Origin of the sequence: Burkholderia sp. CCA53 (assembly GCF_001685525.1) — a bacterium.
Taxonomy (GTDB): Bacteria; Pseudomonadota; Gammaproteobacteria; order Burkholderiales; family Burkholderiaceae; genus Burkholderia; species Burkholderia multivorans.
In genome coordinates, this window is the sequence record NZ_BDDJ01000001.1 from 2,115,191 (window position 1) to 2,141,151 (window position 25,961).

The following is a 25,961-nucleotide window of genomic DNA, read 5'->3' on the forward strand; positions in this document are numbered from 1 at the left end:
CAGGAGCGACGCGATGTCCGATCCGAAACACGCTGCCGCGCCGGCTGCCGCCTCGTTCGAAACGCGCGATCCGGGCGACGCATCGTTCTGGGACGAGCGTTTCGCGCGCGGGATGACGCCGTGGGAATTCGGCGGCGTGCCGGCCGGCTTTCGCGCGTTCGCGAGCGCGCGGCCGCCGTGCGCGGTGCTGATTCCGGGCTGCGGCAGCGCGCGCGAAGCCGGCTGGCTCGCGCAGGCCGGCTGGCCGGTGCGCGCGATCGATTTCTCCGCGCAGGCGGTGGCCGCTGCGAAGGCGCAGCTCGGCGCGCATGCGGACGTCGTCGAGCAGGCCGATTTCTTCGCGTACCGGCCGCCGTTCGACGTCCAGTGGATCTACGAGCGCGCGTTCCTGTGCGCGTTGCCGCCCGCGCGTCGCGCCGACTATGCGGCGACGATGGCCGCGCTGCTGCCCGCGCAAGGATTGCTCGCCGGCTACTTCTTCGTGGCCGACAAGCGGAAGGGCCCGCCGTTCGGCATCACGCGCGACGAACTGGACGCGTTGCTCGGCGCGCATTTCGAGCTGATCGACGACGCGCCGGTGAGCGATTCGCTGCCGGTGTTCGAAGGGCACGAGCGCTGGCTCGCATGGCGCCGCCGCTGACGCGCATGCGTCGCGGCGGTTGCCGGAGCGCGCCGGGGTTTCGGCTATAATTCAAGGTTTTGCAAGCCGTTTCCAGTTTCTGCGGGAAAAATATCATGCCGATCTACGCCTATCGATGCGAAGCGTGCGGTTTCGCGAAGGACGTGCTCCAGAAGATGAGCGACGCGCCGCTGTCGCAGTGTCCGGAATGCGGGAAGGATGCTTTCCGCAAGCAGGTGACCGCCGCGGGCTTCCAGCTGAAGGGCTCGGGCTGGTATGTCACCGATTTTCGCGGCGGCTCGGGCGGCGCCAGCGCGCCGGCGACGGCCGCGTCGTCGGGCGACGCGGCGCCGGCCGCACCCGCTGCGGCCGCGCCGGCCGCCGAAAGCACGACGACGAGCGCCGCCGCCCCGGCCGCGGCGCCCGCCGCCGGCAGTTGACCGCCGCGGCCCGGCCGGGCCGCGCTCACTCCGCGCCGCCGGCGCGGTTCATTGACGGCAGATGATGAAAAAGACGACCCTGAAATCGGTGTTTCTGACCGGCCTGCTGGTTCTCGTCCCGCTCGCGATTACGCTGTGGGTGCTCGGCCTCATCATCGGCACGATGGACCAGACGCTGCTGCTGCTGCCGGAATCGTGGCAGCCCGAGCGCATGCTCGGCTTCCACCTGCCGGGGATCGGCGCGGTGCTGACGCTCGCGTTCGTGTTCGTCGTCGGGCTCGCGACGCAGAACTTCATCGGCCAGAAGCTCGTCACGTGGTGGAACGCCGTCGTGCGGCACATCCCGGTGGTCGGGCCGATCTACACGAGCGTCAAGCAGGTGTCGGACACGCTGCTGTCGAGCAGCGGCAACGCATTCCGCAAGGCGCTCTTGATCGAATACCCGCGCCGCGGCTCATATACGATCGCGTTTCTGACCGGCACGCCCGGTGGCGACGTGGTCAACCATCTGACGGAAGAGTACGTGAGCGTGTACGTGCCAACGACGCCGAACCCGACGTCGGGCTTCTTCCTGATGCTGCCGAAGAGCGAAGTCATCGAACTCGACATGTCGGTCGATGCCGCGCTCAAGTACATCGTCTCGATGGGGGTCGTGGCGCCGCCGGCGCCGGTTCCGGTGCCCGCCCGCCGTCCCGTCGAGCCGCCGCTGTAAGCCAAGAATCATTGCCCGGGCCGCGCGTTGCGGCGCCCGTTGATCAAACCGAACGAAAGCAAACATCATGTCGATGCGTACTGAATACTGCGGTCTCGTGACCGAACACCTGCTGGGCCAAACCGTGTCGCTGTGCGGCTGGGTGCAGCGCCGCCGCGATCACGGCGGTGTGATCTTCATCGACCTGCGCGATCGTGAAGGCCTGGTGCAGGTCGTGTGCGACCCGGATCGCGCCGAGATGTTCGCGACCGCCGAAGGCGTGCGCAACGAATTCTGCGTGCAGGTGAAGGGCCTCGTGCGCAACCGTCCGGAAGGCACGGTGAACGCGGGCCTGAAGAGCGGCAAGATCGAGGTGCTCTGCCACGAGCTGAACGTGCTGAACCCGTCGATCACGCCGCCGTTCCAGCTCGACGACGACAACCTGTCGGAAACGACGCGCCTCACGCACCGCGTGCTCGACCTGCGCCGCCCGCAGATGCAGCACAACCTGCGCCTGCGCTACCGCGTCGCGATCGAAGCGCGCAAGTACCTCGACGAGCAGGGCTTCATCGACATCGAGACGCCGATGCTGACGAAGAGCACGCCGGAAGGCGCGCGCGACTACCTCGTGCCGTCGCGCGTGAACGCAGGCCAGTTCTTCGCGCTGCCGCAGTCGCCGCAGCTGTTCAAGCAGCTGCTGATGGTCGCGAACTTCGACCGCTACTACCAGATCACGAAGTGCTTCCGTGACGAAGACCTGCGCGCCGATCGCCAGCCGGAATTCACGCAGATCGACTGCGAGACGTCGTTCCTTGGCGAGCAGGAGATCCGCGACCTGTTCGAGGACATGATCCGTCACATCTTCAAGACGACGATCGACGTCGAGCTCGATGCGAAATTCCCGGTGATGCCGTACTCGGAAGCGATGGCGCGCTTCGGCTCCGACAAGCCCGACCTGCGCGTGAAGCTCGAGTTCACCGAGCTGACCGATGCGATGAAGGACGTCGACTTCAAGGTGTTCAGCACGCCGGCCAACGCGAAGGACGGCCGCGTCGCGGCGCTGCGCGTGCCGAAGGGCGCCGAGCTGTCGCGCGGCGATATCGACGGCTACACGGAATTCGTGCGCATCTACGGCGCGAAGGGTCTCGCGTGGATCAAGGTCAACGAGAAGGCGAAGGGGCGCGACGGCCTGCAGAGCCCGATCGTCAAGAACCTGCACGACGCGTCGATCGCCGCGATCCTCGAGCGCACGGGCGCGGAAGACGGTGACATCATCTTCTTCGCGGCCGATCGCGCGAAGGTCGTCAACGACAGCCTCGGCGCGCTGCGCCTGAAGATCGGTCATTCGGAGTTCGGCAAGGCGAACGGCCTCGTCGAGGCGGGCTGGAAGCCGCTGTGGGTCGTCGACTTCCCGATGTTCGAATACGACGACGAAGACGCACGCTACGTGGCCGCGCACCACCCGTTCACGAGCCCGAAGGACGAGCACCTCGAGTATCTCGAGAGCGATCCGGGCCGCTGCCTCGCGAAGGCATACGACATGGTGCTGAACGGCTGGGAAATCGGCGGCGGCTCGGTGCGTATCCACCGCGAGGACGTGCAGAGCAAGGTGTTCCGCGCGCTGAAGATCGGCGCGGAAGAAGCGCAGGCGAAGTTCGGCTTCCTGCTGGACGCGCTGCAATACGGCGCGCCGCCGCACGGCGGTATCGCGTTCGGTCTCGACCGCATCGTCACGATGATGGCCGGCGCCGATTCGATCCGCGACGTGATCGCGTTCCCGAAGACGCAGCGTGCGCAGGATCTGCTCACGCAGGCGCCGAGCCCGGTCGACGAGCGTCAGCTGCGCGAACTGCACATCCGTCTGCGTCAGCCGGAGCAGCCGGCGTCGTAATGCGCGAGCTGCATCGCGGCGTGTGCGGCCACGCGCACGCTCTCTGAAGAAAAAGGCGCCATCGTGCGCCTTTTTCGTTTTTTGCGGTACAGTCGCAGCACCTGCTGCGTGCTCGGGCGACGATGCTCGGCCGACGCGCGGCCGCCTCGCGCCGTATGAAACAAAGATGACGAAGCCGCCGAAAATTCCCGAATCCGTTCTCGTCGTGATCTACACGCCCGAACTCGACGTGCTGGTGATCAAACGTGCCGATCAGCCCGATTTCTGGCAATCGGTGACCGGGTCGAAGGACACGCTCGACGAGCCGCTCGCCGTCACGGCCGCGCGCGAGGTCGCGGAAGAGACGGGCATCGTGATCGGCGCGGCCGACGTGCCGGCCGCCGCGCTCGTCGACTGGCAGCACCGGATCGAATACACCATCTATCCGCAATACCTGCACCGCTATGCGCCGGGCGTCACGCGCAACACCGAGCACTGGTTCGGGCTTTGCGTACCGCGCCGCGTCGACGTCACGCTGTCGCCGCGCGAGCACGTCGACTATGCGTGGCTGCCGTATCGCGACGCGGCGGCGCGCTGCTTCTCGCCGTCGAACGCCGACGCGATCCTGCAGCTTCCGGTGCGCGCGTCGCTCGTGCACCTGCCGCACGGCTCGTCCGCATGAATGCGGAAGCCCGCAAGCGCTTCGCGCAGTTGCGGCAGATGTTCCTGCAGGAGCGCGGCTCCGCGTCGCGGCTCGCGTTCACGACCGGCAACACGGTGCGCTTGTGCGAAGGCGGCGGCGAGTTCTTCCGCGCGCTGATCGACCGCATCGACGCCGCGCGCGAGCAGGTCATGCTCGAAACCTACATCTTCTGCGACGACGCGGCCGGCCGGCCGGTGTCCGACGCGCTGATCCGCGCCGCGCTGCGTGGCGTGCGCGTGCGCGTGATCACCGACGGCGTCGGCACCGCGCGCCTGCCGCTGTTCGACGCGTGGACCGAGGCCGGCATCGAGCACTGCATCTACAACCGCTATCTGTTCGGCCGCTTCGGCTTTTCGCGCACGCATCGCAAGCTCGCGGTAATCGACCGGTCGGCCGCGTTCTGCGGCGGCATCAACATCGTCGACGATTACGAGCAGAACGGCGCGCCGCTGCAGTATCCGCGCTGGGACTTCGCGCTCGAGCTCGCGGGGCCGGCCGTCGCCGACGTACGCGCGGCATTCGAGCTGCAGTGGCACCGCATCCAGTTCGGCCACAAGCCGTACGCGCAGTACGCGGCCGGGCTGCACGGCGGCGAGCCGTTCCCCGAGATGTTCCGGCGCTGGATTCGCAGCCACCGCTGGATCAAGGCCGGCGCGCTGCGCGTCGTGACCGAGCCGAGCGTCGCGTTCGTCGCGCGCGACAACGTCGTGAACCGGCGCACGATCGAGAAGGCGTATCTCGCGGCGATCGGCCGCGCGCGCCATCAGATCCGGCTCGCGAATCCGTATTTCATGCCGGGCCGCAAGCTGCGCCGCGCGCTGACGGGCGCCGCCCGGCGCGGCGTCGACGTCCGGATTCTGGTCGGCCGCAAGGAATTCGCGGCGCTCGACACGGCCGTACCGTTCCTCTACCGCGCGCTGCTGCGCGCCGGCGTGCGCGTCGCCGAATACGACAAGACGATCCTGCACGGCAAGGTGGCGGTGATCGACGACAACTGGGCGACGGTCGGCTCGTCGAATCTGGACGCGCTGAGCCTGATGCTGAACAATGAGGCCAACGTGGTGCTCGTGCGCTACGACGCGGTCACGAACGAACTGCGCGATGCGATCGAGGCGGCATTCGCGGACGGCCGCGAGATCGATCCCGCCTGGTACGCGGCGCGGCCGCTCGGCGAACGCTTGCTGAGCTGGCTTGCCTATACGACCTACCGGATCGTCATGAAGGCGCTGACGGTAGGCGGTTACGACTAGGCGAGAGCGGCGCGGCGCCGGCGCCGGACCGCGTCGGGCGGCCGCGCAGCACGCGTCGTGCACGGGCGCATACCATTTCAAAACGTCCGCACGTTCGTGCGGAAAAGCCGCTCCGGCGCCGCCGGAATCGCGCAAAATAGCGGCTCGGTTAGACACCGGTTTCTAATAATTTCCTTGTTTCCGCGGGCGGTCGCACTCAATAATAGTACGGCCGTTCGATTTTATTTGAACCCCGAACGGTTACTGAAAAAGCTATGCGAAAAGGCGAACAGACGCGTGCCGCGATACTCGAAGCTGCTTTGGATCTTGCCAGCCGTGACGGGCTGGAAGGGCTGACGATCGGCCTGCTGGCCGAGCGCATGCAGATGAGCAAGAGCGGCGTGTTTGCGCACTTCGGATCGCGCGAGGACCTGCAGGTCGAGGTCGTGCGCGAGTATCACCATCGTTTCGAGAACGAGGTGTTCTTTCCGAGCCTGCGCGAGCCGCGCGGTCTGCCGCGTCTGCGGGCGATGCTGGCGCGCTGGATCGAGAAGCGCATCCAGGAGGTGACGACGGGATGCATCTACATCAGCGGCGCCGTCGAATACGACGACCGGCCGGACAGCCCCGTGCGCGAGCAGTTGATCGCGAGCGTGACGGCCTGGCGTGCCGCGTTGCTGCGTGCCATTTCGCAGGCGAAGGAAGAAGGTCATCTGCGTGCGGATTCCGATCCGGACCTGATGCTCTTCGAGTTGTACAGCTTCACGCTCGGCCTGCATCACGACGCGCGCTTCCTGCATTTGCCGGACGCGGTGCGCCTCACGTGGGCCGCGCTGGAAAAGACGATCGTTTCGTATCAGAGCGAGAGTCGCTAGCGGCGCGCGATCCGCCCGCCCGGCGCTCGAGCCGTTTGCCCACATTTGGAGAGAGTCATGGGACAGTACGCCGCGCCGCTGCGCGACATGCAATTCGTGTTGCACGAGCTTCTGAACGTCGAGGCCGAGCTCAAGCAGATGCCCAAGCATGCGGATCTCGATGCCGACACGATCAACCAGGTCCTCGAAGAGGCGGGCAAGTTCTGCGCCGAGGTGCTGTTCCCGCTGAACCAGGTCGGCGACCGTGAGGGCTGCAAGTACGTCGGCGACGGCGTCGTGACGACGCCGACCGGCTTCAAGGAAGCCTATCGCCAGTACGTCGAGGCCGGCTGGCCGGCGCTCGGCTGCGACCCCGAGTACGGCGGCCAGGGGCTGCCCGCGTTCGTGAATAACGCGCTGTACGAAATGCTGAACTCGGCGAACCAGGCATGGACGATGTATCCGGGCCTGTCGCACGGCGCATACGAATGCCTGCACGCGCACGGCTCGCCGGAACTGCAGAAGGCCTATCTGCCGAAGCTCGTGTCGGGTGAATGGACCGGCACGATGTGCCTGACCGAGCCGCACTGCGGCACCGACCTCGGCATCCTGCGTACGAAGGCCGAACCGAACGGCGACGGATCGTACTCGATCACCGGCACGAAGATCTTCATCTCGAGCGGCGAGCACGACATGGCGTCGAACATCGTCCACCTCGTGCTCGCGCGCCTGCCGGACGCACCGCAGGGCACGAAGGGAATCTCGCTGTTCATCGTCCCGAAGTTCATCCCCGATGCATCGGGCGAGCCGGGCGAGCGCAACGGCATCAAGTGCGGCTCGATCGAGCACAAGATGGGCATCCACGGCAACGCGACCTGCGTGATGAACCTCGACAACGCGAAGGGCTGGATGGTCGGCGAGCCGAACAAGGGCCTCAACGCGATGTTCGTGATGATGAACGCCGCGCGTCTTGGCGTCGGCATGCAGGGTCTCGGCCTGACCGAAGTTGCTTACCAGAACTCGCTCGCCTATGCGAAGGAGCGCCTGCAGATGCGCTCGCTGACGGGCCCGAAGGCGCCGGACAAGCCGGCCGATCCGATCATCGTGCATCCGGACGTGCGCCGCATGCTGCTGACGCAGAAGGCCTATGCCGAAGGCGCGCGCGCCTTCACGTACTGGTCGGCGCTGCAGATCGACAAGGAGCTGTCGCATGCCGACGAAGCGGTGCGCAAGGAAGCGGCCGATCTCGTCGCGCTGCTCACGCCGATCATCAAGGCGTTCCTGACCGACAACGCGTTCGAGTCGACCAACCATGCGATGCAGATCTACGGCGGCCACGGCTTCATCTCCGAGTGGGGCATGGAGCAGTACGTGCGCGATGCGCGGATCAACATGATCTACGAGGGCACGAACTCGATCCAGTCGCTCGACCTGCTCGGCCGCAAGGTGCTCGGCGACATGGGCGCGAAGCTGAAGAAGTTCGGCAAGATCGTGTCGGACTTCGTCGAAGCCGAAGGCGTGAAGCCGGAGATGGCCGAATTCGTCAACCCGCTCGCGGATATCGGCGAGAAGGTGCAGAAGCTGACGATGGAAATCGGCATGAAGGCGATGCAGAACCCGGACGAAGTCGGCGCCGCGGCCGTGCCGTACCTGCGCACGGTCGGCCATCTGGTGTTCTCGTACTTCTGGGCGCGCATGGCGCGCATCGCGCTCGACAATGAAGCGTCCGGAGATCCGTTCTACAAGTCGAAGCTGGCGACGGCACGTTTCTACTTCGCGCGCCTGCTGCCTGAGACGGCCGCGACGATCCGCGCTGCGCGCGCCGGTTCGAAGACGCTGATGGAAGTCGACGAATCGCTGTTCTGACGCGACGCCGGGCGGCGCGCGACCTGCGCCGCCCGGCCGCAACGGTTCCTGGTACTCGTTTCGCCGTGCAGCCGTTCCGATTCGCGCTGCACGACACTATCGGAGACATCCCGTGAGCAATTTCCTGATTCGCAAGGTAGCCGTGCTGGGCGCCGGCGTGATGGGCGCGCAGATCGCCGCGCATCTCGTCAACGCGCGCGTGCCCGTGCTGCTGTTCGACCTGCCGGCCAAGGAAGGCCCGAAAAACGCGATCGCGCTGAAGGCGATCGAGAACCTGAAGAAGCTGTCGCCCGCGCCGTTCGGCGTGAAGGACGACGCGAAGTACCTCGAAGCCGCGAACTACGACGACGACATCGCGAAGCTCGCCGAGTGCGACGTCGTGATCGAGGCGATCGCCGAGCGGATGGACTGGAAGCACGACCTCTACAAGAAGGTCGCGCCGCACATCGGCCCGAACGCGATCTTCGCGACGAACACGTCGGGCCTGTCGATCACGAAGCTGTCCGAAGGGTTTTCGGACGAACTGAAGGCACGCTTCTGCGGCGTGCACTTCTTCAATCCGCCGCGCTACATGCACCTCGTCGAGCTGATCCCGACGGCGCATACGCGTCCGGAGATTCTCGACCAGCTCGAGACGTTCCTGACGAGCGTCGTCGGCAAGGGCGTCGTGCGCGCGAAGGACACGCCGAACTTCATCGCGAACCGCGTCGGCATCTTCTCGATCCTCGCGGTGATCACCGAAGCCGCGAAGTTCGGGCTGCGTTTCGACGAAGTCGACGATCTGACGGGCAGCCGCCTCGGTCGCGCGAAGTCGGCGACGTTCCGCACCGCGGACGTGGTCGGTCTCGACACGATGGCGCACGTGATCAAGACGATGCAGGACAACCTCGCCGACGATCCGTTCTTCCCGGTTTACCAGACGCCGGCCGTACTCGCCGAGCTCGTGAAGCAGGGCGCGCTCGGCCAGAAGACGGGCGCCGGCTTCTACAAGAAGGAAGGCAAGGCGATCAAGGTGCTCGACGCGAAGACGGGCAGCTACGTCGATTCGGGCGCGAAGGCCGACGAAACCGTCGCGCGCATCCTGAAGCGTCCGCCGGCCGAGCGGCTGAAGCTGTTGCGCGAAACGAACCATCCGCATGCGCAGTTCCTCTGGTCGATCTTCCGCGACGTATTCCACTACATCGGCGTGCATCTCGAATCGATCGCCGACAACGCGCGCGACGTCGACCTCGCGATCCGCTGGGGCTTCGGCTGGAACGAAGGCCCGTTCGAAGGCTGGCAGGCGGCCGGCTGGAAGCAGGTCGCCGAGTGGGTGCAGGACGACATCGCGGCCGGCAAGGCGCTCGCCAACGTGCCGCTGCCCGCATGGGTGCTCGAAGGGCCGGTCGCGGAGAAGGGCGGCGTGCACACGGCCGAAGGCTCGTGGGCGCCGGCGTCGAAGCGCTTCGTGCCGCGTTCGGATCTGCCGGTGTACCGCAAGCAGGTGTTCCGCGCGCCGCTGCTCGGCGAAGCCGGCGCCGATCCGAAGACGTACGGCAAGACGCTGTTCGAGACCGACTCGGTGCGTGCGTGGGTCGACGATCGCGCGGGCGAGGACGACGTCGTGATCGTCTCGTTCAAGTCGAAGATGAACACGATCGGCCCGGGCGTGATCGACGGCCTCGTGCAGGCGATCGAGCTCGCCGAGAAGGACTACAAGGGCGTCGTGATCTGGCAGCCGACCTCGCTGAAGCTCGGCACGCCGGGTGGCCCCTTCTCGGCCGGCGCGAACCTCGAAGAGGCGATGCCCGCGTTCATGATGGGCGGCGCGAAGGGGATCGAGCCGTTCGTGAAGAAGTTCCAGGAAGGCATGCTGCGCGTGAAGTACGCGAACGTGCCGGTCGTCGCGGCCGTGTCGGGCATCGCGCTCGGCGGCGGGTGCGAGCTGATGCTGCATAGCGCGAAGCGCGTCGTGCACGTCGAGAGCTATATCGGCCTCGTCGAAGTGGGCGTCGGCCTCGTGCCGGCCGGTGGCGGGCTGAAGGAAGCGGCACTGCGCGCGGCAGACGCCGCCGCGGCCGCGAACGCCACCACCGATCTGCTGAAGTTCGTGACGAAGTCGTTCGAGAACGCGGCGATGGCGAAGGTGTCGTCGTCCGCGCACGATGCGCGCGCGATGGGCTACGTGAAGCCGTCCGACACGATCGTCTTCAACGTGTTCGAACTGCTCGACACCGCGAAGAAGGAGGCGCGCGCGCTCGCCGACACCGGCTATCGTGCGCCGCTGCGTGCGAAAGACGTGCCGGTCGCGGGCCGCTCGGCCATCGCGACGATCAAGGCGCAGCTCGTGAACATGCGCGACGGGCGCTTCATCAGCGACCACGACTTCCTGATCGCGAGCCGCATCGCGGAGGCGGTGTGCGGCGGCGACGTCGAGGCGGGCAGCCTCGTCGACGAGGAGTGGCTGCTGGCGCTCGAGCGTCGTGCGTTCGTCGAGCTGCTCGGCACGCAGAAGACGCAGGAACGGATCATGGGCATGTTGCAGACCGGCAAGCCGGTGCGTAACTGAGCGAGCGATAAGGCAAGGAGTTTCAAATGAGCAAACAACTGCAAGACGCATACATCGTCGCCGCCAGCCGCACGCCGATCGGCAAGGCCCCGCGCGGCGTCTTCAAGAACACGCGTCCGGACGAGCTGCTGGTGCACGCGATCAAGTCGACCGTCGCACAGGTGCCGGGCTTCGACACGAAGCTGATCGAGGACGCGATCATCGGTTGCGCGATTCCGGAAGCGGAGCAGGGCCTGAACGTCGCGCGCATGGGCGCGCTGCTCGCGGGCCTGCCGCAAACGGTCGGCGGCGTCACGGTCAACCGCTTCTGCGCATCGGGCATCACCGCGCTCGCGATGGCGGCCGACCGCATTCGCGTCGGCGAATCGGACGCGCTGCTCGCCGGCGGCTGCGAATCGATGAGCATGGTGCCGATGATGGGCAACAAGCCGTCGATGTCGCCGCACATCTTCGATCGCAACGAAGACATCGGCATCGCGTACGGGATGGGTCTGACGGCCGAACGTGTGGCCGACCAGTGGAAGGTGAGCCGCGAAGACCAGGACGCGTTCTCGGTCGAGTCGCACCGCAAGGCGCTCGCCGCGCAGCAGGCCGGCGAGTTCGCGGACGAAATCGCGCCGTACACGATCACCGAGCGCTTCCCGAATCTCGCGAGCGGCGAGATCGACGTGAAGACGCGCGAGATCGCGCTCGACGAAGGCCCGCGTGCCGATACGTCGCTCGAAGGCCTCGCGAAGCTGCGTGCGGTGTTCGCGAACAAGGGCTCGGTCACGGCCGGCAACAGCTCGCAGACGTCGGACGGCGCGGGCGCGCTGCTCGTCGTCTCCGAGAAGGTGCTCAAGCAGTTCAACCTGACGCCGCTCGCGCGCTTCGTGAGCTTCGCGGTGCGCGGCGTGCCGCCGGAAATCATGGGCATCGGCCCGAAGGAAGCGATTCCGGCCGCGCTGAAGGCCGCGGGCCTGAAGCAGGACGATCTCGACTGGATCGAGCTGAACGAGGCATTTGCCGCGCAGTCGCTCGCCGTGATCCGCGATCTCGGCCTCGATCCGTCGAAGGTGAACCCGCTCGGCGGCGCGATCGCGCTCGGCCACCCGCTCGGCGCGACCGGCGCGATTCGCGCGGCGACCGTCGTGCACGGGCTGCGCCGCCGCAACCTGAAGTACGGGATGGTCACGATGTGCGTCGGCACCGGCATGGGTGCGGCGGGCATCATCGAACGCCTGTAAGCGGGACCCGAGGAAACGCGACGACGGTGCGCGGGCGGCGAGCTCGCGCACCGTTTCTCATTCCGGTAGGGGCAAATCAAAGGAGACGATGGTGGCCGACATTCAAGTGGAACGCGCCGACGGCGTACTGACGATCACGATCGCGCGGCCGGCGAAGAAGAATGCGCTGACGGCGGCGATGTATCAGGCGATGGCCGATGCGCTCACCGATGCGCAGGAAGACAGCGCGGTCCGCGCTATCCTGCTGCGCGGCAGCGACGGCAATTTCAGCGCGGGTAACGATCTCGAGGATTTCCTGAAGGCGCCGCCGAAGGACGAGAACGCGCCGGTGTTTCAGTTTCTCGCGCGCATCAGCGGCGCGAGCAAGCCGATCGTCGCCGCGGTGCCGGGCATCGCGGTCGGCGTCGGCGTGACGATGCTGCTGCACTGCGATCTCGTCTACGCGGCCGATACCGCGACCTTCTCGCTGCCGTTCGTGCAACTCGGGCTGTGTCCCGAGGCCGCGTCGAGCATGCTGCTGCCGCGGCTTACCGGCCATCAGATCGCTGCGGAGAAGCTGCTGCTCGGCGAACCGTTCGACGCGCTCGAGGCGCACCGCATCGGCATCGTCAATCGCGTGCTGCCGGCCGCGGAGCTCGATGCGTTCGCCGCGAAGCAGGCCGCGAAGCTCGCGGCGCTGCCGGCCTCGTCGCTGCGCGTGACGAAGGCGCTGCTCAAGGATACGGGCGGCGTGACGGTGGCCGCACGGATGGCCGAAGAGGCCGGCCATTTCTCGGCGATGCTGCGCGCGCCCGAAGCGCGCGAGGCGATGACGGCATTCTTCGAGAAGCGCAAACCCGATTTCCGCCAGTTCGACTGACGCGCCGCGCGTGCCGGCCCGGCGACCGCGCCGCGGCCGGGCCGGCGCCGGCGGTCATGCGGTGCCGTAGTCGACGTAGCCGGTTTCGCGGCAGAAGCTGACGAGCCGCAGCCCGGCGGCCTTCGCGATCTCGATCGCGAGCGACGAGGGCGCGGAGATCGTCGCGACCATCGGGATGCCGACGCGTGCAGCCTTGCGCACGAGCTCGTAACTCGCGCGGCTCGACAGGAACACGAAGCCGTCGGTCGGCTCCGCGCGCGACAGCACGAGCGAGCCGATCAGCTTGTCGAGCGCATTGTGACGGCCGACATCCTCGAACGCCATGCGGATCGCGCCTGTTGCATCGCACCAGGCGGCCGCGTGCAGGCCGCCGGTCAGCTGCGTGAGCGTCTGGTGGGCCGGCAGCGCATGCGCGGCGCGCGCGAGCGCGTCGGGTGCAAGCCGTGCGAGAAAGCCGGTGTCGGGCACGCGTTCGGGCGCGAGATCGAGCAGATCGATGCTTTCGATGCCGCAGACGCCGCAGCCGGTGCGGCCGGCAAGCGCGCGGCGGCGGTCCTTCAGCGCGGCGAACGCTTGCTGGACGACGTCGAGGTGCACTTCCGCGTGCGGCAGCGGCGTGTCTGCATGCAGGATCACGTCGATGTCCTTGATGTCGCTGCCGCGCGCGACGATCCCTTCCGACATCGCAAAGCCCACCGCGAACGCTTCGAGATCGCGCGGCGTGCACATCATCACCGCGTGCGAGATGCCGTTGAACACGAGCGCGACCGGCCATTCCTGGCCGACGTAGTCTTGGGCGGTTTCGGCGACGCCACCGCGCATGCGGCGTACGGACAGTTCGATCGCGCCGCGCGGTTCGGCTGTTTCGGTCGGATTCACGAGCACTCCCGTTGATTCGAGGCGGCGGCGGCGATCGTCGCCGCCGGCCGCGCGCAGAGGTTCTAAAATACCCCAGGCAGGCCGGCCGCGCCGGCGTTCGCCACTCGGGTAACGACCATGGGACTCAGCGACGCACCGTTGCTACTCAATTTCGAACACGAATCGTCGGAAAACCTCACGTACATTCCGATGATCGTGCGTTTCAATCTCGACCGCTTCGGCTTGCGGATCTCGCTCGAGCAGTGGCAGCTGCTGCCGCTCGAGGATCGCCGGCTGCTCGCGCGCTTTCCGGCCGACGACGACACGGCGATCGAGCCCAACTTCGACCATGCGCTGTTCGAGATGCTGCGCACGCACGCGAATCTCGAGCCGTCGTGGTTTCAGCCGGAAGAGCAGCCGGCGTGGCGCACGACCGACGCGGTGCCCGATGCGCTCGCGCAGCAGTGCGCACTGGCCGGGCTGCCGGTGCCGGCCGTCGCGCAATGGCAGCAGCTCGCGCCGTTCCAGCGCTACGTGCTGATGAAGCTGTCGCGCAAGCCGACGCTCAATCACGACTTCGTGCCGGCGATGCGCGAGTTCGGGCTGACCGCCGCGCACTGAGCGTTCGCGCCCGGCGCCGGCGCGCCTGCCCGCGCGCGTTACAGCGCGGGCAGCGGCCGCGGCTTGCGGTCCGGGCCCGTCGCGACGTACGTGAGCGTCGCTTCCGTGACCTTCACGACTTCGCCCATCAGGCGCATGCGTTGCGCGTACACCTCGACATCCACCGTGACCGAGGTGTTGCCGGTGCGCGTGATCGTCGCGTAGAAGCTCAGCAGATCGCCGACGAACACCGGCTGCTTGAACACGAAGGAATTGACCGCGACCGTCGCGACGCGCCCGTTCGCGCGCTGGCTGGCCGGAATCGACCCGGCGATGTCGACCTGCGACATGATCCAGCCGCCGAATACGTCGCCGTGGACGTTCGCGTCGTGCGGTTGCGGGACGACACGCAGCGCCGGCTGCTTCTGCGGGAGTTCGAGGGTCGGTTCGGTCATGGCGGGGCTTTCATCCTGTAAGAAATAGGCCGCCCGCGCGCAGCCGGCCTGCGAGGCCGCCGGCAGCGGCGCGAAGCGGCTTCTGCGACAATACGACGTCCGCAAATTGTACGAGAAAGTGCGCGATCCGGCCGTCGCTCGGCGCCCGGCACCGCCGCCCGTTCCTTCCCCCATGCGCCGATATTCCGCTTCCGGCGAGCCCGCGCCGGCTCCGACCGGGCCCCGCAACGACTGGCAGACGATCCGTTCGCTGCTGCCGTATCTCGCGACCTACAAGCTGCGTGTCGCACTCGCGCTCGCGTGCCTGATCGGCGCGAAAGTCGCGAACCTCGGCGTGCCGATCGTGATGAAGCGCATCGTCGATCATCTCGCTTCCGTGCAGCAGCTGACCGCGCTCGGCCGCGCCGAGCAGTCGGCCGGCATCGTGCTCGCGGGCGGCGTCGGGCTGCTCGTGATCGCGTATGCGCTCGTGCGGCTGTCGACGTCGCTGTTCACCGAGCTGCGCGAAATCCTGTTCTCGAAAGTCACCGAAAGCGCGGTGCGTCGGCTCGCGCTGCAGGTGTTTCGTCATCTGCACGGACTGTCGCTGCGCTTTCACCTCGAGCGGCAGACGGGCGGCATGTCGCGCGACATCGAGCGCGGCACGCGCGGCATCCAGCAACTGATCTCGTATTCGCTGTACAGCATCCTGCCGACGCTCGTCGAGGTCGGGCTCGTGCTCGGCTTCTTCGTCGTCAAGTACGACGCGTATTACGCGTACGTGACGTTCGCCGCGCTGATCGCCTACATCGTGTTCACCATGAAGGTCACGAACTGGCGCACGCACTTTCGTCGCACGATGAACGAGCTCGATTCGCGGGCCAACTCGCGCGCGATCGATTCGCTGATCAACTACGAAACGGTCAAGTATTTCGGCAACGAGGAATGGGAGGCGCAGCGCTACGACGAGAACCTCAAGCGCTACCGCCAGGCCGCGATCCGCTCGCAGAACTCGCTGTCGCTGCTGAATTTCGGTCAGCAGGCGATCATCGGCACGGGGCTCGTGTTCATTCTCTGGCGCGCGACGCAGGGCGTGCTCGCCGGCAAGCTGACGCTCGGCGATCTCGTGCTGATCAACACGTTCATGCTGCAGCTGTACATTCCGCTGAACTTCCTCGGCGTCGTGTACCGCGAGCTGAAGCAGAGCCTCACCGACATGGATCGCATGTTCGGCCTGCTGTCGGCCGCGAAGGAGGTCGCCGATCGTCCCGACGCGCGGCCGCTCGCGGTGGCCGGCGCGCAGGTGCGCTTCGAGCACGTGAATTTCGCCTACGAGCCGGCGCGGCCGATCCTGCACGACGTCACGTTCACGATCGAGGCCGGCACGACGACCGCGGTGGTCGGGCACAGCGGGTCCGGCAAGTCGACGCTGTCCCGCCTGCTGTTCCGCTTCTACGATCTCGATCGCGCGTCGGGCGGCGCAATCCGCATCGACGGGCAGGATATCCGCGACGTCGCACAGGACTCGCTGCGCGCGTCGATCGGGATCGTGCCGCAGGACACGGTGCTGTTCAACGACTCGATCTACTACAACATCGCGTACGGCCGGCCGAGCGCGACGCGCGACGAGGTGATCGCGGCCGCGCGCGCCGCGCATATCCACGACTTCATCGAAAGCTTGCCGAACGGCTATGAGACGCCGGTCGGCGAGCGCGGGCTGAAGCTGTCGGGCGGCGAGAAGCAGCGTGTCGCGATCGCGCGCACGCTGCTGAAGAATCCGCCGATCCTGCTGTTCGACGAGGCGACGTCCGCGCTCGATTCGCGTTCGGAGCGCGCGATCCAGCATGAGCTCGAGCAGATCGCGCGGCATCGGACGACGCTCGTGATCGCGCACCGGCTGTCGACGGTCGTGCATGCGCAGCAGATTCTCGTCATGGATCACGGGCGGATCGTCGAGCGCGGCACGCACGACGAACTCGTGCGCGCGGACGGGCTCTATGCGCAGATGTGGGCGCTGCAGCAGCAGCGCGCGGCCGCCGGCGACGAGGCGGCGGAAGCGGCGTGATCGCCGCCGTGCGCGAGCGGTGAAGCGCGGCGCCGCGCGCGTGAGCGGGCTTAGCGGCCGGCGGAGCGCAGCCGCGCGTCGAGTTCGTGCAACTGCGCGGGCGTGCCGACGTTCTCCCAGATTCCCTCGTACAGCTCGCCGCTCGCGCGGCCGGCCTCGATGGCCGCGCGGTAGTAGGGCGTCAGCGCGCGGCGCGTGCCGCGCGCGAGATCGCGGAACATCCGCGTGTCGTACAGTCCGATGTTGCCGAACGTGAGGCGCGCGGCGCCGTCGAGCGTCAAGCGCCCGTCGTCGCCGAGCGCGAAATCGCCGGCCGGGTGGAACGGCGGGTTCGGCACCATCACGAGGTGCAGCGCGGGCGCGTCGAGCGCGGCCATCCGGGCGGCGCGCGGCGCGAGCGTGCGGTAGTCGAACGCGCAGAACACGTCGCCGCTGACGGCGACGAACACCGTCGGCCGGCCGTCGCGCTCGAGCAGCGGCAGCGCCTGCGCGATGCCGCCGGCCGTCTCGAGCGCTTCGCCCTCGGCCGAGTACACGAGCCGCACGCCCCAGCGCGCGCCGTCGCCGAGCGCCTGCTCGATCTGCGCGCCGAGCCATGCATGGTTGATCACGATCGTCTCGATGCCGGCCTGCGCGAGCCGCTCGATCTGCCAGACGATCAGCGGCTTGCCGCCCGCTTCGAGCAGCGGTTTCGGGCAGGTGTCGGTCAGCGGGCGCATGCGTTCGCCGCGTCCGGCGGCGAAGATCATCGCCGTGGTCAGGGAGGTGCTCATGTTCGGCAGCGTGGTGGTCGGGCGGTCAGAACGTATATGCGACGTCGTCGGTGCGGCCCTCGAGCTCGTCGAGCAGCTTCGCGAACGGCGCGAGCGGACGGTAGCGCAGCGCGACCTTGCGCGCGTAGCCGAGGAAGCGCGGCAGGTCGTTCAGATAGTGCGGCTTGCCGCCGCGATAGTTGATGCGCGCGAACAGCCCGAGCACCTTGATATGGCGCTGCAGGCCCATCCATTCGAGCTGGCGGTAGAACTCGCCGAAGTCGGGATCGACGGGCAGGCCGGCCTTCTTGGCCTTTTCCCAGTAGTAGGCGAAGCAGTCGAGCTCGAATTCCTCGTCCCAGCTGATGAACGCGTCGCGCAGCAGCGACACGACGTCGTAGGTCAGCGGCCCGTAGACGGCATCCTGGAAGTCGAGGATGCCCGGATTCGGCTCGCAGACCATCAGGTTGCGCGGCATGAAGTCGCGCAGCATGAAGCCCTGCGGCTGCGCGTGCGCGCTCGCGACCAGCAGCGCGAAGGTGCGCTCGAGCGTGCCGCGCATCGCGTCGGTGACGGGCTTGCCGAGATGGCGGCCGATGAACCATTCGGGCATCAGCTCCATTTCGCGGCGCAGGAACGCTTCGTCGAACGGCGGCAGCACGTCGGGCTTCGACGTGAGCTGGAAGCGGATCAGCGCGTCGAACGCATCGCGCATCAGCGGCCGCGCGGAGGCCGGATCGGCCGGGTCGAGCACCGAGATGTAGGACGTGCGGCCGAGATCGGTCACGAGCATGAAGCCGGCGTCGAAATCGTGCGCCAGCACGTCGGGTACATGGTCGCCGGCCGCCGCGAGCAGCTGCGCGACCTGCACGAACTCGCGGCATTTCTCGGGCGGCGGCGCGTCGACGGCGATCAGCGAGCCGCCGGCGCTCGCGGCCGACGCGACGCGGAAATAGCGGCGGAAACTGGCGTCGGACGATGCCGGCGCGAGCGTGGCGAGGTCGAGCGCGTAGCGATCGGCGAGCGGGCGCAGCCAGGCGGCGAGCGCATCGAGGCGGGCGTCGGGATGAGCGGCGGTGGATGGGGGCGTCATGAAACTCGGCGGAGGGGGGAACGTCTTGCCATATAATACCCCACGACTTTTTTGACGCGCCCCGCGTCAGCTTCCGCCGTGCAGGCCCGTCGCCTGTCGCGCCGTCCGCCCGATCGCCTCCCCGGTTTGCGCTCAGCCGCAGTCGCGGTTCGACGGCGCAGGCAGCCGTGCGTCGAAGGCGCCGTTGACAAGGGGCGATTCGCCAAACGATAGATGCCGCCCAAACCGCTATTCCCGAATGTCTTCCCCGCTGACGGGGCGCCGCGCAAACGGCGGCTCGCGCTTGCACTGCTGGCCGTGCCCGGCCTCGTGCCGGCCGTGTCGCACGCGCAGCTGACGGGCGCGGCCGCGCAGCCGCAGCCGCTCGATTCGCCGTGGGATCTGCGTCTCGCGCCGCAGCTCGAGGAACATCCGCTGAAGGACGGCGCGAAGCCCGCCGCGTTCGTGATCGCCGACCACACGAGCGGCACGGCCGAGCAGGACATGGCCGCGAAAGGCTCGGCCGAACTGCGGCGCGGCGACGCGGTCGTGAAAGCCGACGCGATCCACTACGATCAGGATACCGACATGGCCGACGCATACGGCCAGGTCAGGGTGATCAACGGCGGCACGTCGTTCGCGGGCCCCGAAGCGCACCTGAAGATCGAGGCGAGCCAGGGCTTCATGACGGCGCCGAAGTATCACTTCAACGTGACGGGCGGCTCCGGCAGCGCGGAGCGCGTCGACATGCTCGACAGCGAGCGCTCGGTGTTCGTGAACGGCACGTACACCGCATGCGCGTGTGCGACGCATCCCGCGTGGTACATCAAGGGCAGCCGCTTCGACTTCGACACGGGCGCCGACGAAGGCACCGCGCGCAACGGCGTGCTCTTCTTCCAGGGTGTGCCGATCTTCGCGAGCCCGTGGATGACGTTCCCGCTCTCGGGCGATCGCAGAAGCGGCCTGCTGCCGCCGACGTTCTCGATGAACTCGAACAACGGGTTCGAGCTGTCGCTGCCGTACTACTTCAACATCGCGCCGAACCGCGACCTGACGATCACGCCGCGCATCATCTCGCGGCGCGGCGTGCAGACCGAAGCGACGTTCCGCTATCTGTCGCCGAGCTATTCGGGCACGTTCACCGCGAACTACCTGCCGGACGACCGGCTCGCGCACCGCAACCGCTACGCGATCTACTGGCAGCACCAGCAGAACTTCGGCGGCGGCTTCGGCGGCTACGTCTACTACAACAAGGTCTCGGACAACACCTATCCCGAAGACCTTGGGTCGATGAACCAGTTCATCAACGGGACGCAGACGCTCTATCAGCAGGAAGCGGGCCTCACGTACAACAAGGGTCCGTGGTCGGTGCTCGCGCGCTACCAGCACTGGCAGACGCTGCCGCCGTCGATCGCGCCGTACAGCCGCGAGCCGCAGTTGAACGTGAAGTACACGAAGTACAACGTCGGCGGCTTCGACTTCGGCGCGGAAGCCGACTACTCGCGATTCCGCATCACGACCGCCGACTCGACGCAGGGCGACCGGATCGTCTTCAACCCGTACATCGCGTACGGCGTCTACGGACCCGGCTACTTCGTCGTGCCGAAGGTGCAGTACCACTTCGCGTCGTACGACCTGAACTACCTGTCGTCGAGCACGCCGAACAGCCCGAAGCGCTTTACCGAATCGATTCCGACCGTCAGCTTCGACACCGGGCTGATCTTCGACCGCTCGGTGCGCCTGTTCGGCCAGGACTTCATCCAGACGCTCGAGCCGCGGCTCTACTACGTGTATACGCCGTACCGCGACCAGTCGAACGCGCCGCTGTTCGATACCGCCGAATCCGACTTCGGCCTCGCGGAGATCTACCAGCCGAACACGTTCGTCGGCAACGACCGCGTCGCGGACGCGAACCGGATCACGGCCGGCCTGACCTCGCGCTTCATCGATCCGCGTACCGGCGACGAGCGCGCGCGCTTCGTGATCGCGCAGCAGTACTACTTCGCCGATCAGCGCGTGACGCTGAACACGGGGCAGTCCGCCGCGCAGGCGCGCCACTCCGACCTGATCGTCGGCGCTGCGCTGAAGCTCGGTTCGGGCTTCATGTCGGAAACGGCGTTCCAGTACAACCAGAACAACAACCAGCTCGTGAAGTCGAGCATCGGTTTCGGCTTCAGTCCCGGCGAGCGCAAGGTGATCAACGCCGCGTACCGCTACACGCGCGCAAGCACGACGCTCGACGGACAGCCGATCAACCAGTTCCTGGTGTCCGCGCAATGGCCGCTCACGCGGCGCCTGTACGCGGTCGGCCGCTTCAACTACGATCTGGCCGGCGACCGGCTTGTCGACGGTCTGCTCGGCTTACAATACGACGCGGATTGCTGGGCGCTCGGCGTCGGCGTGCAGCGGTTCGCCAACGGCGTGAATTCGTCCGGACAGCGGAACTCGTCGACGCGCTTCATGATGCAGCTCACGCTCAAGGGGCTGTCGACCGTCGACAACGGCCTCGTCGCGGCGTTCCGCGCCGGCGTGCCGGGCTACACGCCGCTGCCGTCGGCACCGCCGCCGATGTCCCGCTTCAGCAACTACGAGTAACGCGGCCTGTCTGACCGGTCAGCCGATTTCAATGGAGTATCAGTGGCAATGAAGAAAACCCTTCGTTTCGCGGCAGTCGTGTCCAGCCTCGCCGCGTCCGCCGCGCTGCTCGCCGCCGCGCCGGCCGCGGCGCAGGCGCTCGGTTCGCAAGGCGCGCAGCTCGCCGACGAAGTCGTCGCGGTCGTCAACAACGACGTGATCACGGGCCGCGAACTCGACCAGCGCGTCGGCCTGATCTCGCGTCGGCTGCAGCAGCAGAACGCGCCCGTGCCGCCGATCGACCAGCTGCGCGCGCAGGTGCTGAACCAGATGGTGCTCGAGCGCATCCAGGTGCAGAAGGCGAAGGACGACGGGATCCGCGTCGACGACGCGACGGTGCAGGCCACGCTGCAGCGCCTCGCGCAGGCGAACGGGATGACGCTCGACCAGTATCGCTCGCGTCTCGAAGCGCAAGGCGTGCCGTGGAGCATCTTCACGGCCGATGCGCGTACCGAACTGATGCTGTCGAAGCTGCGTGAGCGCGAGGTCGACAGCAAGATCACCGTGTCGGACGCCGAAGTCGCGAGCTACATCGCGAGCCAGCGCGGGCCGAACGCCTCGCAGCAGCAGGATCTGCGCTTCCAGCACATCTTCATCAAGGCGCCGACCAACGCGCCGCAGACGCAGATCGAAGCCGCGCAGAAGAAGGCCGAGGCACTGCTGCAGCAAGCGACGTCGGGTGCCGATTTCGAGAAGCTCGCGAAGAACAATTCGGAAGCCGACGATGCGAAGAAGGGCGGCGATCTCGGCTTCAAGTCGCCGAGCGCGCTGCCGGCCGACGTCGTCGACGCCGCGGCGAAGCTGCGTCCGGGGCAGGTCAACCCGACGCTGATCCGCGTGCCGGACGGCTTCGAGATCATCCGCCTCGTCGATCGCCGGCAGAGCCAGGGCGCGACGGCCGCGGCGCCGAAGATCGTGCAGACGCACGTGCGCCACATCCTGCTGCGCGTCGGCGAAGGCAAGTCCGAAGGGCAGGCGCGCCAGCAACTGATCGATATCCGCCGGCAGATCGAGGCCGGCGGCGACTTCGAGAAGTTCGCGCGTACCTATTCGCAGGACGGTTCCGCGTCGCAGGGCGGCGATCTCGGCTGGATCAGCCCCGGCGAGACGGTGCCCGAATTCGAGCGCGCGATGAACGCGCTGCAGGACGGCCAGATCAGCCAGCCCGTTCGTACGGAATACGGCTATCACCTGATCCAGGTCGTCGGCCGCCGCGAAGCGGAAGGCTCGGTGCAGCAGCAGATGGACATCGCGCGTCAGGCGATCGGCCAGCGCAAGGCCGAGCAGGCGTATGCGGACTGGCTGCGCGAACTGCGCGATTCGTCCTACGTGCAGTACAAGATCGGCGGCCTGCCGTCGAACTGAGCCGACGATGAGCGCGCGCGCCTTGCAGATCGCGATCACGACCGGCGAGCCGGCCGGCGTCGGTCCTGAGCTGACCGTGCAGGCGCTGCGCGACGCCGGCGAGCGCTGGCCCGATGCGCAGTTCACGGTGCTCGGCGACGCCGCGCTGCTCGAAGCGCGCGCGGCGGCCGTCGGCGCCGACTGGGCCGCGCTGGTCGGCGGTTCGCGCGTGTCGATCGCGCATCACGCGCTGGCGGCGCCCGCGCATGCGGGCCGGCTCGACGCGGCGAACGGCCGCTACGTCCTCGCGCTGCTCGATGCGGCGATCGACGGCGCGGTGGCCGGCCGCTACGACGCGATCGTCACCGCGCCGCTGCAGAAGAGCACGATCAACGATGCCGGCGTACCGTTCACCGGCCATACCGAATACCTGGCCGAGCGCACGCATACGGCGCGCGTCGTGATGATGCTCGCGGGCACCGGCGCAACGCCGCTGCGTGTCGCGCTCGCCACGACGCATCTGCCGCTGAAGGACGTGTCGGCCGCGCTGACGATCGACGGGCTCGTCGAGACGCTCGCAATCATCGACCGCGACCTGCGGCGCGACTTCGGGCTCGCCAGGCCGCGGATCCTCGTGACGGGTCTCAATCCGCATGCGGGCGAAAACGGCTATCTCGGCCGCGAGGAAATCGACGTGATCGCACCGGCGCTCGCGTGTGCCCAGGCGCAGCAGATCGACGCGCGCGGTCCGTATCCGGCCGACACGCTGTTCCAGCCGCGCTATCTCGCCGACGCCGACTGCGTGCTCGCGATGTTCCACGATCAGGGGCTGCCGGTACTGAAATACGCGACGTTCGGCGAAGGCATCAACGTGACGCTCGGGCTGCCGATCATCCGCACGTCGGTCGACCACGGCACCGCGCTCGACCTCGCCGGCACCGGCCGCGCCGATCCCGGCAGCATGATCGCGGCGCTCGATACGGCCGTGACGATGGCGCGGCATCGGCGCGCGGCCTGACGCGGCATGCCTGACCCGGCCCGGCCTGACGCGGCCAGCGTCGCTCGCGGCCGCCGCTTCCTTACTCATCGCATTTTTAGTTTTTTCTTCAGCCGATGTCGAACAGCAGACAGCATCAAGGCCACTTCGCGCGCAAGCGCTTCGGGCAGAACTTCCTCGTCGATCATGGCGTGATCGACTCGATCGTCGCGACGATCGCCCCCGCGCGCGGCCAGCGGATGGTCGAGATCGGCCCCGGGCTCGGTGCGCTGACCGAGCCGCTGATCGCGCGGCTTGCGACGCCTGAAACGCCGCTGCATGCAGTCGAGCTCGATCGCGACCTGATCGCGCGTCTGAAGCAGCGCTTCGACGCCCTGCTCGAACTGCATGCGGGCGATGCGCTCGCGTTCGACTTCCGCTCGCTCGCCGCGCCCGGCGATGCGCCGTCGCTGCGGATCGTCGGCAACCTGCCGTACAACATCTCGAGCCCGCTGCTGTTTCATCTGATGACGTTCGCGGACGTCGTCGTCGATCAGCACTTCATGCTGCAGAACGAAGTCGTCGAGCGGATGGTCGCGGAGCCCGGCACGAAGGCGTTCTCGCGGCTGTCGGTGATGCTGCAGTATCGCTACGTGATGGACAAGCTGATCGACGTGCCGCCCGAGTCGTTCCAGCCGCCGCCGAAGGTCGATTCGGCGATCGTCCGGATGATTCCGTACGCGCCGCACGAGCTGCCGGACGTCGATCCGGTGCTGCTCGGCGAAATCGTGACGGCAGCGTTCTCGCAGCGCCGCAAGATGCTGCGCAATACGCTCGGCGACTATCGCGAGACGATCGATTTCGACGCGCTCGGCTTCGATCTCGCGCGACGCGCGGAGGACGTCAGCGTTGCCGAATACGTCGGCGTCGCGCAGGCGCTCGCGGCCGCGCGCAACGCGCGGTGATGCGGTGACGGTGTGACGCGGCGATGCGCGTGCGGTGCTCCCGCACCGCATCGAACGGCGCGCGTGCTTCGATCCCGGCGTTGGGACTGATTACACGCGCCGGCGCGTCGGCGCATTGACGAGCGCGATGCCGGTCAGCACGAGCGCGGCCGCCGACATGAAGCGCCAGCCGACCGATTCGCCGAGCAGCAGCACGCCGAACGCGACGCCGAACAGCGGCGACAGGAACGTGAACACCGACAGTCGCGATGCGCTGTAGCGCGTGAGCAGCCAGAACCACGACAGATAGCTGACGAACGCGACGATCACCGATTGATACGCGAGGCTTGCCACAGCGACCGGCGTCACATGCGCGAACGATGCCTGGCCGAGCAGCACGGCGAGCGCGACGAGCACGACCGCCGACACCGCGAGCTGGTAGAACAGCGTCTTGCTGGCGCTCGCGCGGGCGAGCGACGTCGAGCGCACGACAACCGTCGTCGCGGCCCACATTGCGCCGCCGAGAATGCCGAGCGCGTCGCCGGCGAGCCCGGCCAGCACCGATGAGCCGGGTGCGAGCGGTTTCAGGAAGCCGTCGGCGAACGCGAGCGCGATGCCGGCGAACGCGATGCCGACGCCCGCCCACTGCACGCGCTGCAGCCGCTCGCCGGGCGCGAACAGATGCAGGCCGAGCGCGGTGAAGCACGGTGCGGTGTACAGGAAGATCGCCATATGCGACGCGCTCGTCAGCGTGAGCCCGAAGAACACGCAGATGAATTCGCCGGCGAACAGCGCGCCGGCTGCGAGACCGGCGCCGAACGTGCCGTCCGCGCGGAACAGCGGTGTGCCGCGCGAGCGCGCCCAGGCCCACAGCAGCAATGCGGCGATCACCGAGCGCAGCCCGGCCTGGAAGATCGGCGGGATCGCCGCGTTCGTGCTCTTGATCGCGACTTGCTGAAAACCCCAGATCGCGCACAGCAGCAGCATCAGGCCGACGGCGCGCGCATCGAGCGCGCGACGCGCGGGTGCGGCGGCAAGCGCGTTCATCGGCGCACCTCGGCAACGCGCATGCGCGGCTCGGGACGGGCAGGGCGGGCGGCGCGTCGTGCGCGCTCGAATCGACGGTATCGCACGGCGGTGTGAGCGGAGTGGGGATGATCGCGCGGTAAGGGCGCGGCCTGGATGTTTCGGTATCGAAAACCGCGCCCGCTTTTGGTGCGCGATGCTGCGATGTTACCCGATCGGTGCGTCGGGAGGCAGGGGCGCTTTCCCGATGAAACGGCGGATGGGCCGCGCCTCGCCGGCCGCGCCTAGCCGGCCGCACCCAACGCATTTCCTCCGACTCTGGTAGAGTTTCCGGTTCAGGAAAGTCCCCAC

Annotated in this window: 22 protein-coding genes; 17 read left to right on the plus strand and 5 right to left on the minus strand. The window is 67.6% G+C overall.

The window, feature by feature from the left end:
- The first annotated feature begins 13 nt into the window (after positions 1-13).
- The 11 genes from BCR55_RS09850 (at position 14) to BCR55_RS09900 (ending at position 12,905) form a co-directional block, all read left to right on the plus strand.
- Positions 14-640, plus strand: coding sequence for a methyltransferase domain-containing protein (locus tag BCR55_RS09850; protein ID WP_065494939.1), 627 nt, complete (start codon positions 14-16; stop codon positions 638-640).
- Positions 641-735: 95 nt separating this feature from the next.
- Positions 736-1,059, plus strand: coding sequence for an FmdB family zinc ribbon protein (locus BCR55_RS09855; protein ID WP_006406567.1), 324 nt, complete (start codon positions 736-738; stop codon positions 1,057-1,059).
- Between the two features lie 61 nt (positions 1,060-1,120).
- Positions 1,121-1,771 carry a DUF502 domain-containing protein gene (locus tag BCR55_RS09860; RefSeq protein WP_006398306.1) on the plus strand — a complete coding sequence of 217 codons (651 nt, stop codon included), beginning with the start codon at positions 1,121-1,123 and terminating at the stop codon, positions 1,769-1,771.
- Positions 1,772-1,838: 67 nt separating this feature from the next.
- Entirely contained in the window at positions 1,839-3,641 is a 1,803-nt protein-coding gene (gene aspS, locus BCR55_RS09865) for an aspartate--tRNA ligase (protein WP_006398307.1), read from the plus strand.
- A 166-nt stretch (positions 3,642-3,807) separates the two neighbouring features.
- Entirely contained in the window at positions 3,808-4,302 is a 495-nt protein-coding gene (nudB, locus tag BCR55_RS09870) for a dihydroneopterin triphosphate diphosphatase (RefSeq protein ID WP_035488955.1), read from the plus strand.
- The gene (locus BCR55_RS09875) at positions 4,299-5,573 is read left to right on the plus strand and encodes a phosphatidylserine/phosphatidylglycerophosphate/cardiolipin synthase family protein (protein ID WP_065494500.1); all 1,275 of its coding nucleotides are present in this window, start codon (positions 4,299-4,301) and stop codon (positions 5,571-5,573) included. Before nudB ends, BCR55_RS09875 begins: the two co-directional genes overlap by 4 nt.
- Positions 5,574-5,827: 254 nt before the next feature.
- On the plus strand, positions 5,828-6,427 hold the full coding sequence (locus BCR55_RS09880) for a TetR/AcrR family transcriptional regulator (protein ID WP_006398311.1): 600 nt from the start codon (positions 5,828-5,830) through the stop codon (positions 6,425-6,427).
- Positions 6,428-6,484: 57 nt separating this feature from the next.
- A complete protein-coding gene (locus tag BCR55_RS09885) occupies positions 6,485-8,272 on the plus strand; it encodes an acyl-CoA dehydrogenase C-terminal domain-containing protein (protein WP_006398312.1) in 1,788 nt (595 codons plus the stop codon).
- A 112-nt stretch (positions 8,273-8,384) separates the two neighbouring features.
- Entirely contained in the window at positions 8,385-10,820 is a 2,436-nt protein-coding gene (locus BCR55_RS09890; RefSeq protein WP_006406564.1) for a 3-hydroxyacyl-CoA dehydrogenase/enoyl-CoA hydratase family protein, read from the plus strand.
- A gap of 26 nt (positions 10,821-10,846) precedes the next feature.
- The gene (locus tag BCR55_RS09895) at positions 10,847-12,046 is read left to right on the plus strand and encodes an acetyl-CoA C-acyltransferase (RefSeq protein ID WP_006398314.1); all 1,200 of its coding nucleotides are present in this window, start codon (positions 10,847-10,849) and stop codon (positions 12,044-12,046) included.
- A 91-nt stretch (positions 12,047-12,137) separates the two neighbouring features.
- Entirely contained in the window at positions 12,138-12,905 is a 768-nt protein-coding gene (locus tag BCR55_RS09900; protein ID WP_083211814.1) for an enoyl-CoA hydratase, read from the plus strand.
- Positions 12,906-12,959: 54 nt separating this feature from the next.
- Here the strand turns inward: BCR55_RS09900 and fdhD are convergent, their stop codons facing one another.
- Positions 12,960-13,790, minus strand: coding sequence for a formate dehydrogenase accessory sulfurtransferase FdhD (gene fdhD, locus BCR55_RS09905; RefSeq protein ID WP_371089351.1), 831 nt, complete (start codon positions 13,788-13,790; stop codon positions 12,960-12,962).
- Positions 13,791-13,901: 111 nt separating this feature from the next.
- On the opposite strand from fdhD, the gene BCR55_RS09910 reads away from it, so the two are divergent.
- On the plus strand, positions 13,902-14,384 hold the full coding sequence (locus tag BCR55_RS09910) for a nitrate reductase associated protein (RefSeq protein WP_065494502.1): 483 nt from the start codon (positions 13,902-13,904) through the stop codon (positions 14,382-14,384).
- 38 nt (positions 14,385-14,422) lie between these two features.
- Here BCR55_RS09910 and BCR55_RS09915 read toward each other — a convergent pair whose 3' ends face one another.
- Positions 14,423-14,818, minus strand: a complete 396-nt coding sequence (locus tag BCR55_RS09915) for an acyl-CoA thioesterase (RefSeq protein ID WP_006398318.1) — start codon at positions 14,816-14,818, stop codon at positions 14,423-14,425.
- A 172-nt stretch (positions 14,819-14,990) separates the two neighbouring features.
- Here BCR55_RS09915 and BCR55_RS09920 point away from each other — a divergent pair, with 172 nt between their 5' ends.
- The gene (locus BCR55_RS09920) at positions 14,991-16,862 is read left to right on the plus strand and encodes an ABC transporter ATP-binding protein/permease (RefSeq protein ID WP_065494503.1); all 1,872 of its coding nucleotides are present in this window, start codon (positions 14,991-14,993) and stop codon (positions 16,860-16,862) included.
- A gap of 50 nt (positions 16,863-16,912) precedes the next feature.
- Here BCR55_RS09920 and murU read toward each other — a convergent pair whose 3' ends face one another.
- On the minus strand, positions 16,913-17,635 hold the full coding sequence (gene murU / locus BCR55_RS09925; RefSeq protein ID WP_065494504.1) for an N-acetylmuramate alpha-1-phosphate uridylyltransferase MurU: 723 nt from the start codon (positions 17,633-17,635) through the stop codon (positions 16,913-16,915).
- A 25-nt stretch (positions 17,636-17,660) separates the two neighbouring features.
- Positions 17,661-18,707, minus strand: a complete 1,047-nt coding sequence (locus tag BCR55_RS09930; RefSeq protein WP_065494505.1) for an aminoglycoside phosphotransferase family protein — start codon at positions 18,705-18,707, stop codon at positions 17,661-17,663.
- A gap of 213 nt (positions 18,708-18,920) precedes the next feature.
- Between BCR55_RS09930 and BCR55_RS09935 the strand changes: the two genes are divergently transcribed.
- The 4 genes from BCR55_RS09935 (at position 18,921) to rsmA (ending at position 24,605) form a co-directional block, all read left to right on the plus strand.
- Positions 18,921-21,281 (plus strand): LPS-assembly protein LptD, encoded by a 2,361-nt coding sequence (locus BCR55_RS09935; protein WP_006409861.1) that lies wholly within the window; start codon positions 18,921-18,923, stop codon positions 21,279-21,281.
- A gap of 48 nt (positions 21,282-21,329) precedes the next feature.
- Complete coding sequence (locus BCR55_RS09940) at positions 21,330-22,685, plus strand: peptidylprolyl isomerase (protein WP_035488903.1); 1,356 nt, start codon at positions 21,330-21,332, stop codon at positions 22,683-22,685.
- A gap of 7 nt (positions 22,686-22,692) precedes the next feature.
- Positions 22,693-23,682 carry a 4-hydroxythreonine-4-phosphate dehydrogenase PdxA gene (gene pdxA, locus BCR55_RS09945; RefSeq protein WP_065494506.1) on the plus strand — a complete coding sequence of 330 codons (990 nt, stop codon included), beginning with the start codon at positions 22,693-22,695 and terminating at the stop codon, positions 23,680-23,682.
- Positions 23,683-23,777: 95 nt separating this feature from the next.
- Positions 23,778-24,605: a 16S rRNA (adenine(1518)-N(6)/adenine(1519)-N(6))-dimethyltransferase RsmA gene (gene rsmA / locus BCR55_RS09950; RefSeq protein WP_065494507.1), complete on the plus strand. Its 828-nt coding sequence runs from the start codon at positions 23,778-23,780 to the stop codon at positions 24,603-24,605.
- A gap of 90 nt (positions 24,606-24,695) precedes the next feature.
- Here rsmA and BCR55_RS09955 read toward each other — a convergent pair whose 3' ends face one another.
- Positions 24,696-25,631: a DMT family transporter gene (locus BCR55_RS09955; RefSeq protein ID WP_053296846.1), complete on the minus strand. Its 936-nt coding sequence runs from the start codon at positions 25,629-25,631 to the stop codon at positions 24,696-24,698.
- Positions 25,632-25,961: the final 330 nt, after the last annotated feature.

Excerpts from the sequence above, each read along its gene's own strand:
- BCR55_RS09850 (WP_065494939.1), top strand. The coding sequence starts at position 14 with ATGTCCGATCCGAAACACGCTGCCGCGCCGGCTGCCGCCTCGTTCGAA.
- BCR55_RS09855 (WP_006406567.1), top strand. The coding sequence starts at position 736 with ATGCCGATCTACGCCTATCGATGCGAAGCGTGCGGTTTCGCGAAGGAC.
- BCR55_RS09860 (WP_006398306.1), top strand. The coding sequence starts at position 1,121 with ATGATGAAAAAGACGACCCTGAAATCGGTGTTTCTGACCGGCCTGCTG.
- aspS (WP_006398307.1), top strand. The coding sequence starts at position 1,839 with ATGTCGATGCGTACTGAATACTGCGGTCTCGTGACCGAACACCTGCTG.
- nudB (WP_035488955.1), top strand. The coding sequence starts at position 3,808 with ATGACGAAGCCGCCGAAAATTCCCGAATCCGTTCTCGTCGTGATCTAC.
- BCR55_RS09875 (WP_065494500.1), top strand. The coding sequence starts at position 4,299 with ATGAATGCGGAAGCCCGCAAGCGCTTCGCGCAGTTGCGGCAGATGTTC.
- BCR55_RS09880 (WP_006398311.1), top strand. The coding sequence starts at position 5,828 with ATGCGAAAAGGCGAACAGACGCGTGCCGCGATACTCGAAGCTGCTTTG.
- BCR55_RS09885 (WP_006398312.1), top strand. The coding sequence starts at position 6,485 with ATGGGACAGTACGCCGCGCCGCTGCGCGACATGCAATTCGTGTTGCAC.
- BCR55_RS09895 (WP_006398314.1), top strand. The coding sequence starts at position 10,847 with ATGAGCAAACAACTGCAAGACGCATACATCGTCGCCGCCAGCCGCACG.
- BCR55_RS09910 (WP_065494502.1), top strand. The coding sequence starts at position 13,902 with ATGGGACTCAGCGACGCACCGTTGCTACTCAATTTCGAACACGAATCG.
- BCR55_RS09915 (WP_006398318.1), bottom strand. The coding sequence starts at position 14,818 with ATGACCGAACCGACCCTCGAACTCCCGCAGAAGCAGCCGGCGCTGCGT.
- BCR55_RS09920 (WP_065494503.1), top strand. The coding sequence starts at position 14,991 with ATGCGCCGATATTCCGCTTCCGGCGAGCCCGCGCCGGCTCCGACCGGG.
- murU (WP_065494504.1), bottom strand. The coding sequence starts at position 17,635 with ATGAGCACCTCCCTGACCACGGCGATGATCTTCGCCGCCGGACGCGGC.
- BCR55_RS09930 (WP_065494505.1), bottom strand. The coding sequence starts at position 18,707 with ATGACGCCCCCATCCACCGCCGCTCATCCCGACGCCCGCCTCGATGCG.
- BCR55_RS09935 (WP_006409861.1), top strand. The coding sequence starts at position 18,921 with ATGCCGCCCAAACCGCTATTCCCGAATGTCTTCCCCGCTGACGGGGCG.
- BCR55_RS09940 (WP_035488903.1), top strand. The coding sequence starts at position 21,330 with ATGAAGAAAACCCTTCGTTTCGCGGCAGTCGTGTCCAGCCTCGCCGCG.
- pdxA (WP_065494506.1), top strand. The coding sequence starts at position 22,693 with ATGAGCGCGCGCGCCTTGCAGATCGCGATCACGACCGGCGAGCCGGCC.
- rsmA (WP_065494507.1), top strand. The coding sequence starts at position 23,778 with ATGTCGAACAGCAGACAGCATCAAGGCCACTTCGCGCGCAAGCGCTTC.
- BCR55_RS09955 (WP_053296846.1), bottom strand. The coding sequence starts at position 25,631 with ATGAACGCGCTTGCCGCCGCACCCGCGCGTCGCGCGCTCGATGCGCGC.